9 protein-coding genes are annotated in these 10,296 nt (G+C 74.7%); 3 read left to right on the top strand and 6 right to left on the bottom strand.

Annotation, left to right across the window (positions count from 1 at the left end; translation table 11 throughout):
• Nucleotides 1-62: 62 nt before the first annotated feature.
• The 6 genes from ACFRMQ_RS31240 to ACFRMQ_RS31215 form a co-directional block, all read right to left on the bottom strand.
• Entirely contained in the window at nucleotides 63-1,196 is a 1,134-nt protein-coding gene (locus ACFRMQ_RS31240; RefSeq protein WP_380734073.1) for an FAD-dependent monooxygenase, read from the bottom strand.
• A 52-nt stretch (nucleotides 1,197-1,248) separates the two neighbouring features.
• Nucleotides 1,249-1,848, bottom strand: a complete 600-nt coding sequence (locus ACFRMQ_RS31235; RefSeq protein WP_380734072.1) for an ATP/GTP-binding protein — start codon at nucleotides 1,846-1,848, stop codon at nucleotides 1,249-1,251.
• A 2-nt stretch (nucleotides 1,849-1,850) separates the two neighbouring features.
• Nucleotides 1,851-2,417, bottom strand: a complete 567-nt coding sequence (locus tag ACFRMQ_RS31230; protein ID WP_380734071.1) for a DUF742 domain-containing protein — start codon at nucleotides 2,415-2,417, stop codon at nucleotides 1,851-1,853.
• A gap of 5 nt (nucleotides 2,418-2,422) precedes the next feature.
• Nucleotides 2,423-2,884: a roadblock/LC7 domain-containing protein gene (locus tag ACFRMQ_RS31225; protein WP_380734070.1), complete on the bottom strand. Its 462-nt coding sequence runs from the start codon at nucleotides 2,882-2,884 to the stop codon at nucleotides 2,423-2,425.
• The gene (locus ACFRMQ_RS31220) at nucleotides 2,881-5,733 is read right to left on the bottom strand and encodes a nitrate- and nitrite sensing domain-containing protein (RefSeq protein WP_380734069.1); all 2,853 of its coding nucleotides are present in this window, start codon (nucleotides 5,731-5,733) and stop codon (nucleotides 2,881-2,883) included. The genes ACFRMQ_RS31225 and ACFRMQ_RS31220 overlap by 4 nt, the downstream gene beginning before the upstream one ends.
• A gap of 430 nt (nucleotides 5,734-6,163) precedes the next feature.
• A complete protein-coding gene (locus tag ACFRMQ_RS31215; protein ID WP_380734068.1) occupies nucleotides 6,164-6,847 on the bottom strand; it encodes a FadR/GntR family transcriptional regulator in 684 nt (227 codons plus the stop codon).
• 364 nt (nucleotides 6,848-7,211) lie between these two features.
• Between ACFRMQ_RS31215 and ACFRMQ_RS31210 the strand changes: the two genes are divergently transcribed.
• From ACFRMQ_RS31210 to ACFRMQ_RS31200, 3 genes are all read left to right on the top strand, one after another.
• Entirely contained in the window at nucleotides 7,212-7,514 is a 303-nt protein-coding gene (locus tag ACFRMQ_RS31210) for a hypothetical protein (RefSeq protein ID WP_380734067.1), read from the top strand.
• Entirely contained in the window at nucleotides 7,511-7,993 is a 483-nt protein-coding gene (locus tag ACFRMQ_RS31205; RefSeq protein WP_380734066.1) for a YbaK/EbsC family protein, read from the top strand. Before ACFRMQ_RS31210 ends, ACFRMQ_RS31205 begins: the two co-directional genes overlap by 4 nt.
• Nucleotides 7,994-8,456: 463 nt before the next feature.
• A partial coding sequence (locus ACFRMQ_RS31200; protein WP_380734065.1) for an ABC transporter ATP-binding protein occupies nucleotides 8,457-10,296 on the top strand: 1,840 nt, incomplete at its 3' end.

Here is a 10,296-nt window from a genome sequence, read left to right as displayed (position 1 = left end):
GCGGGGTGCCACAACGCAGCCCCGCCGAGCCCGGGTTCGCGCCCGAAGGGCCCTCGGCTCCGTCAGTACGGCCGCACCAGGACGTGCGCGGCGCCGGGGACGCCGACCTTCAGCAGCTCGTCCTCCTCCGGTGTGGTCGCGGTGCCCGTCTCCTGCTTGAGGATCGCCCGGGACAGCGCCTGGACCCACATCGCGCGCGGGCGGCGGCGCTCCTCCCAGGCGGTGAGGGCGGCCGGGACGGTGTCGGCCGCGTCGAGGCTCTGGGCGAGCACCAGGGCGTCCTCGACGGCCATCGCGGCGCCCTGCGCCAGGTGCGGGGTGGAGGCGTGGGCGGCGTCGCCCGCGAGGACGATCCGGCCGACGTGCCAGGGCTCCTCGACGGTGACCTGGGAGATCCGCGAGTAGACCACCGCGGCCGGGTCGGTGACCTGTGCCAGCGCCTCGGCGATCGGGCCGCCGAAGCCCGCCAGCCGCTCGCGCAGCTGCTCGTGGGCGTGCTCCGGGTCCGGGCGGAAGTCCTCGGCCTCGGCGAAGACCGAGCCCAGGTACATCAGCTCCGCGCTGATCGGGGTGAGCAGCGCCTTCGCCCTGAGGTTGCCGGAGGACATCACCACGCCCCGCACCTCGGGCGAACGCGGCAGCGTGACGCGCCAGTTGGCGAAGCCGGTGTACTCGGGGGCGTACGTCTCGCCGTACAGCCGGCGGCGCAGCGGCGATCCGATGCCGTCGAAGCCGACGACCAGGTCGTAGCGGCCGGTGTGACCGTCGGTCAGGGCGGCCTCGACGCCGTCGGCGTCCTCGGTCAGGGTGGCGATGGTGGTGCCGAACCGCACGGTGGCACCGGCCTTGACGGCGGCGTCGGCCAGGACCCGGGCGAGCGCCGGGCGCGGGATGCCGTTGTTGGAGGGGGCGTCGCCCATCCGGGGCTGGGGGATGCTGGCGAGGGTGGCGCCGGCCGGGTCGCAGATGGTCAGCACCTCCCACTCGAAGCCGGCGGACAGGCAGTCGTCCAGGACGCCGATCTCGCGCATCACGTGCAGGGCGTTGGACGGCTGGATGATGCCGACGCCGAGGGCCTCCAACTGCTCGCGCAGCTCGGCGACATCGACCCGGTGGCCGCGCTCGGCGAGGGCGGTGGCGAGGGTGAGGCCGCCGATGCCGCCGCCGTGGACGAGGACGCGCAGGGGACTGGTCATGGGGAGTGCTCCGGAAGGAAGTTCAGGCGGATCGGGGTGGGGCGGCGCGGGTTCAGCCGACGCGGGCCGAGGCGAGGTCCATCAGGTGGTCGACCAGGGCGAGCAGCAGGTCCCGCCCGAAGTCACGCTCGCGCACGTCCCCGAGCAGCATCGGCACCTGTGGGTCGAGGTCGAGCGCGGCCCGGATCTCCTCGGGGGTACGGGTGTTGGTGTTGTGGAAGCAGTTGATCGCGACCACGAACGGGATGCCCCGGCTCTCGAAGAAGTCGATCGAGGCGAAGCTGGTGTCCAGCCGCCGGGTGTCGGCGATGACGATGCCGCCGAGGGCGCCGTTGACCAGGTCGTTCCACATGAACCAGAAGCGCTCCTGGCCGGGCGTGCCGAACAGGTAGACGACCAGCTCGGGGCTGATCGTGATCCGGCCGAAGTCGAGCGCGACGGTGGTGGTGGTCTTCTGGTCGACGCCGGCCAGGTCGTCGACGCCGACGCTGGCCCGGGTCAGGTACTCCTCGGTGCGCAGCGGGGTGACCTCGCTGACCGAGCCGACCAGGGTGGTCTTGCCGACGCCGAAGCCGCCCGCGATCAGGATCTTGACGGCGGCCGGGGCGGCCGGGGCGTCGGGGTCGTCGGTGGCGGAGTGGGGTGTTGCCATGTTCAGAGTCTCCGGAGTCCTTCGCGTACGGCCGTGAGCAGGCCGAGGTCCACGCCCCCGGCGGCCCGGGCCACCGACAGCGGTGCCCGGGCCTTCAGCAGGCCCTGGGCGACCAGGTCGCCCAGCAGGATCTTGGTGACCGAGACCGGGAGGTCCAGGCCCGCCGACACCTCGGCGACGGCTGCCGGGCGGCGGCAGTGTTCGAGGATCAGCCGGTGCTCGGGCTGGAGGCCGCGCACACCGGCGCGGCTGCCCCGCGCCAGGGCCGCGTCGGCCTTCTCCTCGTCCGTGGTGAGCACGGTGATGAGGGTGAGGTCGTCGCGCTCGGGCGCGGTCCGGCCGCGGGTGATGGTGTACGGGCGCACCATGGTGCCCGACTCGTCCTCCGCCTCGTCCTCCGCCAGGTCGCTCCAGTGCGGCACCGCTCCGCGCCGCCAGCCGTCGTCCCGGCCGGACTGCGGACCGGACTGCGGACCGGGCCCCGGGGCGGCGGCGGGGACGGGCCGCGGACCGGCCGGCCGGTCTCCTCCGGGGCCGTCCTCCCAGGCGTCGTTCCCGTACGGGTCCACCCGCGTCAGCCCCGGTTCCGGGCGGCGAAGGCGTCGAAGGACGCCGGAGCGGCGGGGGCGGCGGTGTCGTCGTGGCGGACCGGGGTGCCGAGCTTCTGGCCCACCTGCTGCACCAGGGTGTGCATCGCGACGGACATCACCTCGGCGTCCACCTCCTGGGAGGCGACCACGGCCAGGTGGGTGCCCTGGGCGGCGGCGATGATGAACAGCCAGCACTCGGCGAGCTCGACGATCACCTGGTGCACCGGGCCGCCGTCGAAGAGCTGCCCGACGCCGCGGGCCAGGCTCTGCTGGCCGGTGGCGACGGCCGCCAGGCGCTCGGCGTCGGCCCGCTCGATGGTGCGGGAGTGGCTGACCACGAGGCCGTCGTCGGAGAGCAGGACGGCGTTCCTGGTCCCGGGCACCGAGTCGACGAGTCCGTCCAGCAGCCAGTCCAGGTCCTGGTGGGTGGCGATCGTGCGGTTCATGACTGCTCATCCGTTCGTGTGGTTCGGGAGTCCGCGGCCGGGAGGGCCCAGGGGGACGGTGCGGTGGCCGGAGGACCGGCGGGTGCGGCGGAGGGGGCCGCCGGGGTGGCGGACGCGGGAAGCGGGTGCTCGCCGCTGTCCTGGGCCCGGGCGGCGCGGGACTGGCGCTGGAAGGCGCCGATCGCCGCGCCGGAGCGCCGGACCGGCCGCCCGGCCCGCTCGAACGGGCTCGCGGGCCCGGTGTCCACGGCGGGGCGCTCGACCCACTGGGGCTGGGCCGGCGGCACCCGCAGCTCGGCTGCCAGGCTCGCCTGCCGGACCCGCTGCGGCAGCGGGGGCTGGCCGTTCTCGGCCGGGCTGTACGGCACCGAGGTCGGGTACTCGCGGCGCCGCTCGGCCAGCCGGTAGTGGTCGGCGGGGCGGTACTGCTCGTCGGCGTACGGGGCCTCTGCCTCGGTGACCCGGGCGTAGGCGATGTCCGGGTAGGCCGGGGCGTCGTGCGCGGGCGCCGGGTCGGCCGGGGAGGTGTGCTCGATCGGCTGCTCCGGCCGGAGCGCCGGCTCGGGCGGAACGGGCTGTCCGGAGTGGTACGGCTGCTCGTGCCCGTACGGCTGTTCCGCCGGGAAGGGCGGCTCCTGCCGGTACGGCTGCTCGGGCTGCTCGGCCACGAACGGCGTGAACTGCGTGAGCGGTGCGAGCGGCTCGGCCGGCTCGGCCGGTGCGAACGGCCCGGCCGGCGCCGGCGGCAGGTACGGGGGGTACGGCTCCTGCGGCAGCGCCGCTCCGTGAAGGCCGGCCTCCGGCTCCGGCCCGGCGGCGGCCGGCGGCAGCGGCACCGGAGCCGTCTGCGGCGCGAAGTCACCGAGCGGGAAGGACTCCACCGGCGCGACCGGCGGCCCGGCCGGCACCTGGGCGGGTGCCTCGTCGGAGGCCGAGCGCACCGCCCGGCGTGAGCGGCGCACCAGCGGGATCGGCTCGGCGGCGATGGCGCCGGCACCGTCCGGCAGCCCGGTGTCGCCCTCGATGACCAGCTCGTCCGGGACGAGCACGACCACCCGGGTGCCGCCGAAGGCGGACGGGCGGAACTCGATCCTCAGCCCGTGCAGCGAGGCCAGCCGGGCGATCACGTGGAAGCCGAGGCGGATGTCGTCGGCCCGGGCCAGCACGTCGGTGTGCGGCGGGCGGCTCATCAGTTCGTTGGCCTGGTCGTACTGCTCCGGGTCCATGCCCAGGCCCCGGTCCTCGATCTCGATCGCGAGCCCGCGGCCGACCATGGCGGCGCGCACCTCGACCGGTGTGGGCGGCTTGGAGAAGGTGGTGGCGTTCTCCATCAGCTCGGCGAGCACGTGAGCGACCGGGCCGACGGCCCGCTCGGAGAGCCACGGGTGGCCCTCGATGTCGATCGAGATCCGGCGGTAGTCCTGCACCTCGCCCTGCGCCGCGCGCAGCACGTCCAGCAGCGGGACGGGCTTGCGCCAGCGCCGCTGCGGCTGGCCGCCGGCCATGATGACGAGGTTCTCCTCGTAGCGGCGCAGCCGGGCGGTGAGGTGGTCGAGGTCGAAGAGGCCCTCCAGGACCTCCGGGTCGTCGTGCCGGCGCTCCAGCTCGTCCAGCTTGCGCAGCTGGCGGCCGATCAGCAGCTGGGTGCGGCGGGCGATCCGCTGGAGCAGCCGCTCGAAGCCGCGGTGCTGTTCGGCCTGGCCGACGGCGGCCTCCAGGGCGGCGGAGCGGGCCAGGTTGAGCGCCTGGCCGAGGCGGGCCAGCTCGTCGGTGCGGTGGTCGGCCGGGCCGGCCTCGATGGAGTGGGTCTCGGTCTCGACGTCCACCTGCTCGCCGCGGCCGAGGCGTTCGACCACCTCGGGCAGGGTGCGGCGCATCTCCTCGGCCTGGGTGTGCAGGTCCTTGATGCGGCGGCGCAGCGAGCGGCTCAGGCGCCAGGAGGCGGTGACGACCGCGATGACGGTGATCAGGCCGATGACGGTGGTGAGCACCACGCGGGTGAGCATGCCGAGGATGGCGCCCTTGGCGACCTCGATGATGCCGTTGGTGCGGTCCTCGATCGCCTTGACCAGCGGCGGGTTGAGCCCGTCGAGGGCCTGGCGCCACTGGTCCTGGGTCGCGGGGAGCTTGACGGTGCCGTTGGCGTCGGGGGCGGTGGGCTTGAGCAGGGCCTGTTCGACGGCGGCCTTGCCCTGCCAGGACGGGCTGTTGAGCAGGTCGTGCCAGGCGGGTGCCTCGGAGTCCGGGATGTACGGGATGACCTGGACGTCGAGCAGGTGGTCCTGGGCGCCGATCAGCTGCTGGACCTGCTGGTAGTCGGCGACGGACAGCCGGCCGCTGGGCCAGCCGCGGGCCAGGACGGCGTCCTCGCGGGAGAGCATCTCCTTGGCCCAGAAGGAGTTGACCAGGGTCTTGGACAGCCAGGTGACCTCGCCGGTGTCGACCCGGCTGAGTGCGGTGAACAGCCGCAGGTCGACGCTGATCAGGTCGGTGTAGTAGGCGTAGACGCTCTGCTGGTCGGTGGTGCCGCGGTCGACGGCGGCGCGCTGCTCGGCGAGCTTGCCCATGGCCTGGCGGGCTTCGACGACGGCCGCGCGGACCTCGGCGGGGGCGTTGTCGGCGGTCGTGCCGGAGAGGGTCTGGAACTGCCGCACCGCGTCGTCGGTCAGCTGCCGCTGGTGGCGCAGCCGGTCGGTGTCGGAGGCGGGCCGGGCGAGCGCCTCGGCGCTGAGCCGGCGTTCCTCCTGGAGGTTGTAGTAGACGATGTTGGAGGGCTGGCCGGCCTTCTGCGCGATGGTGGCCTGGTCGGCCAGCCGCTGGAAGTCGGCGATGGTCTCACCACTGGTCACGGCCCAGAGGGCGGCCAGGGCGATGCTGGGGACGACGGCCAGGACGAGCAGCGCCGTCCGCAGGGACAGGCGTGGACGCCTGCGGGGGCCCTTCGGCGTCGGGGGCCGCCGATTCGCACGCGCGCGCAGAGCTGACTCCTTGAGGCTGGCGGCCGGCCGGTGAGGGGCGGGCCGTCCGGGGCACGGGCTTTTTGACGAAGCGATACTAGTCATATCGTTTGATAGGAGTGAAAAACCGTTCACTACCTGGGCCGTACTTGTGCACGTGAAGGGCACAATGTCATGCGTTCGTTGACTGTACGTATGCGGAGCAGCTGGTTCCGGACCCGCGTGACACAGTGTCAATGAGGCGCGCGGCCGAAGGATGTCCAGGGTGTGAAAAGTGTGTGACGCCCCACCGGGAGCCGCTCCGCGGGCCGCCGGCCGGTCGTCAGTGCGCCAGCAGGCGGGACCGGGTGGCCTCCAGTTCCGCCGCCAGCACCCGTCCGGCCTCCTCCGGATCGCCGTCGCGCAGCGCCCGGACGAGGTCGGCGTGCGACTCGTAACCGTGGTTCGGGTCCTCCGCGCGCAGGTCGAACAGCCCGACCAAGGTCGCCAGTTGCTCCCGCAGAACCGGGGTGAACTGGGCGAACAGGTCGTCCAGGACGGGATTGTGGGCCGCCGCCACCACGGCGGTGTGCAGGGCGATGTCGGCCTCCGTGAAGGCGGCGTCGTCGGCCCCGCCCGCCGCCCGGCGCCCCGCCAGCGCGGCGTCGAGCGCGGCGAGGTCCGCCTCCGTGCGGCGGGTGGCCGCCAGCCTGGCCGCCTGCACCTCGACCATCGTGCGCACCTCGTAGACGTGCGCCAGCTCGGCGCGGCGCAGCCGGGCGGCCCAGTCCCCGGTGGGCCGGTCGGCGGTGACGAGCACCCCGGAGCCCTGGCGGCTCTGCACCATCCCGGCCGCCGCGAGGGTGCGCAGCGCCTCCCGGACGGTCGAGCGGCCGACGCCCAGCTCCTTGGCCAGCGCCACCTCGCCCGGCAGCTTCTCGCCCACCGGCCACCGGCCGGCCCGGATCTGCTCCTCCAGCCGCGCGGCGGCCTGTTCGGCGAGGGGGGAGGGGCGGAGCGCGGCCATCGGTTTCACCTGTCAGGTTGTCTGAGGACTTGAGTCGTGGTAAGTCTACCCGGCAGGCAGCCGTGGACGCCCACCCCCCCGGGGGCCTTCTTCTTGGTGGCCGCGGCGGGGCGTGACCTGACCGGCACCCCGCTGCGGGGCGCCGTCCTGCCGGTCCCCGGTACCCGCCCGAGGAAACCCGCCCTGCGCTTCCCGACCCCGCACGCCCCCGCCGGACCCGTCCCGGCCGCCGCCCCCGCCTGGAACCCCCGGCGCGGCGGCACCATGCCCTCCCACCGCTGCCGCCCCGCCCACGAGCGGGTCCACGTGCCCGCCCTGCTGCGCCGCCGGCCCGGCCGGCGGATCGAGCGGGCCCCGCTGGTCGGTGCCCTGCCTGCCGATCGACCCGGCCGACCTGGGGCGGGACCACGAAGCGGTGATCCGGGTCGGCAGCCAGTCGGGCAAGGGCGGGATCGCCCACCTGCTGCACACCGGGGAGGGGCTGGAACTGCCCCGGCGCCTGCGGATCGAGTTCCCCCGGGTGGTGTGGGGAGCCGGCCGGGACGCCTCGGTGCTCACCGCAGGCGCCCGGGCGGTGCTGAGCGCCGTCGCGCGCGCCTCCGGGGCTCCGGCGGCCTCCCCCGGCCTCCCCGGCCCCTCCGGAGCGGAAGGCATGATGGGCCGATGACATCCCCCCTCCCCGCCCGCAGCCAGGCCGTCGCCGAGGCCCTGGCGGCGGCCGGCATCCCCGGCGAGATCCGCGTCCTGCCCGACTCCGCCCGCACCGCGGCCGAGGCCGCCGCCGCACTCGGCTGCGAGATCGGCGCCATCGCGAACAGCCTGGTCTTCCACTGCGACGGCGCCCCGCTGCTGGTCATGACCAGCGGCGCCCACCGGGTCGACACCGCTTACCTGGCAGGGCAGTTGGGCACCGGCCCGATCGAACGCGCCAGCGCCGCCCAGGTCCGCGAGGCCACCGGCCAGGCCATCGGCGGCGTCGCCCCGACCGGCCACCCGACCCGGTTGCGCACCGTCGTCGACACCGCGCTGGAGGCGTACGAGGTGCTCTGGGCCGCCGCCGGACACCCGCACACCGTCGTGCCGATGACGTACCGGGAGTTGCTCACCGTCACGGGCGGCACACCGGCCACCGTGGCGGGCCGGTAACCGCAAGGGCCGATCGCTCTCGGGCTGCGGACACCGGCAGTGGGCGGATACTGGAGGAGTGGAACGAACCGTTCCCCGCGTCGCCGAACCGGCGGCCGGAACGGTCCGGCCACGGGCAACGGCCTCCAGGTCCCCGCGACCGCGCCGTCAGCGCCGGTCTCGGGCGCACGGGAGTGCCGCCGAGACGAGAGAGAGAAGCCGTGATGAGTTACTTCGGTCGTCGTGAAGACAGGGATCGCCGCCGTCGTCGCCGCAACCGCCGTGGGCACCACCGTCGTCGCTTCGGCATGTGGTGACGGTGAGTTCGGCGGGGACTGCACACGGCAGTTCTGATTAGCACCATCACAAGGGGCCGGCGGCGCCACCGCCGGCCCCTCACCCTGGGAGTGACGCCGCCGCCGTCCCGACGGCGACGCGTCCCGTCACGAAGCCACGCCGCTTCCTAGAGCAACGGACCGTGTCCATGCGCGATGTGGCGCCTGCGGGCGACCGGGGGGCGGACGAGACCGGAGACCAGCGGACCGGAGACCAGCGGACCGACGACCAGGGCCCGGTGGCGGACTCACCCCTCATCCCGCTGCGGGAGCTGTTCCACCGGTTCTGGCCGTGGGTGCGCCCCGATGTGCGCTGGCTGCCGGTGAGCGGGGTCCTGCTCGTCCTCGGGGCCTTCGGCGAGGTCGTCTCCGTCTGGCTGTTCAAGGACCTGATCGACGACGTCCTGGTGCCCCGGCGCTTCGCCGACTTCTGGCCGCTGGCCGGCCTCATGCTCGGCGCGTCCGCCACCGCCGCGCTGTTCACCTACGCGGGCACCTACACCAGCACCAGGACGGCCGAGCGCGTCATGCTGCGACTGCGCACCGACACCCTCGCCCACCTGCACACCCTGCCACCCGACACCCTGGAGACCCGCTGGCGGGGCGACCTGGTCGCGCGACTGACCACCGACATCGCCGCGATCGAGCAGATGGTGGCCACCGGACTGGTCGAGGGCGCCGTGGCCTCCGTCAGCCTGGTGCTGTTCACCGGCGCCGCGTTCTACCTGAGCTGGCCGCTCACCGTGGCCGCGCTGCTGGCCGCCCCGCTGTTCATCCTGACCACCAGCCTGTTCGGGCGCCGCATCCGGCGCCGGGAACGGCAGGTCCAGCGCCGGGCGGGCGGGGTCACCGCGCTGCTGGAGGAGAGCCTGCGCAACGCGGCGGTCACCCGGACCTGCGGCCAGGAGGAACGCGAGGTCGAACGGGTCCACCGGGAGGGCCGGGCCCTGCTGGACGCCGAACTCGCCGCAGCCCGGGTCGCCGACCTCTACCAGCCGCTCGTCGGCGTGCTGCAACTGCTGGCCGGGCTCGCCGTGGTGGGCGTCGGCGCGCTGGAAGTCGTCCACGGGAACCTCAGCCTCGGCGGCCTGCTCGCCTTCGCCGCCTTCATGGCCCAGCTGTTCGAGCCCGCCGAGCAGCTCGCCGCCCTCGTCCCGCTCGCCGGCACGGCCTGCGCCTCGGGCGAACGCGTCCTGGAACTGCACGACCTCACCAGCCCGGTGCGCGAGCCCCCCACCGCCCGGGACACCGGCCCGGTCCGCGGCCGGCTCACCCTCCGCGGCGTGCGGGCCGGCTACCCGGGCGCCACCGGACTGCCCGGGCCGCCCGTCCTGACCGGCCTGGACTTCGACCTGAGCCCCGGCGCGAGCCTGGCCGTCGTCGGGCCCAGCGGCAGCGGCAAGTCCACCCTCGCCAAGCTCCTGGTCCGCTTCCTCGACCCGCAGGCCGGCACCGTCCGCCTCGACGGGCGGGACGTGCGCGACCTCACCCTGGTCTCGCTGCGCCGGGCGGTCACGCTGCTGCCCCAGGAAGCCCCGCTGTTCCACGGGTCCATCGCCGACAACATCGCCTACGGCCGCCCCGACGCCCCGCCCGCCGACATCGAACGCGCCGCCCGCAACGCCGGCGCCCACGACTTCGTCACCGCGCTCCCGGACGGCTACCGCACCGTGATCGGCGCCGACGGCTTCCAGCTCTCCGGCGGCCAGAGCCGGCGCGTCGCCATCGCCCGCGCCTTCCTGCGGGACACCCCCGTCCTGGTCCTGGACGAACCCACCAGCGGCCTGGACCCGCACACCGTCGAACAGCTGGTCCCCGCGCTGCGCCGGCTGATGGCGGGGCGCACCACCGTGCTGATCACCCACGACCGGGCCCTGCTGCCGCTGGCCGGCCACGTCCTCACGCTGCGCCCGCCGGACGCCGCCGGGCCGGACCCGGGCCCGGGCCCGGACGGGGCGCGGGGGGCGAGTTCGGGCGCCGGTCCGGGCG

Origin of the sequence: Kitasatospora sp. NPDC056783 (assembly GCF_042789895.1) — a bacterium.
Lineage (GTDB): Bacteria > Actinomycetota > Actinomycetes > Streptomycetales > Streptomycetaceae > Kitasatospora.
Note: the sequence above shows the minus strand (reverse complement) of the source record. Positions and strands in the feature narration are given on the sequence as shown.

Bases quoted from the DNA above. Each gene is read 5' to 3' on its own strand.
- ACFRMQ_RS31240 (WP_380734073.1), bottom strand. From the start codon at position 1,196: ATGACCAGTCCCCTGCGCGTCCTCGTCCACGGCGGCGGCATCGGCGGC.
- ACFRMQ_RS31235 (WP_380734072.1), bottom strand. From the start codon at position 1,848: ATGGCAACACCCCACTCCGCCACCGACGACCCCGACGCCCCGGCCGCC.
- ACFRMQ_RS31225 (WP_380734070.1), bottom strand. From the start codon at position 2,884: ATGAACCGCACGATCGCCACCCACCAGGACCTGGACTGGCTGCTGGAC.
- ACFRMQ_RS31215 (WP_380734068.1), bottom strand. From the start codon at position 6,847: ATGGCCGCGCTCCGCCCCTCCCCCCTCGCCGAACAGGCCGCCGCGCGG.
- ACFRMQ_RS31205 (WP_380734066.1), top strand. From the start codon at position 7,511: ATGACATCCCCCCTCCCCGCCCGCAGCCAGGCCGTCGCCGAGGCCCTG.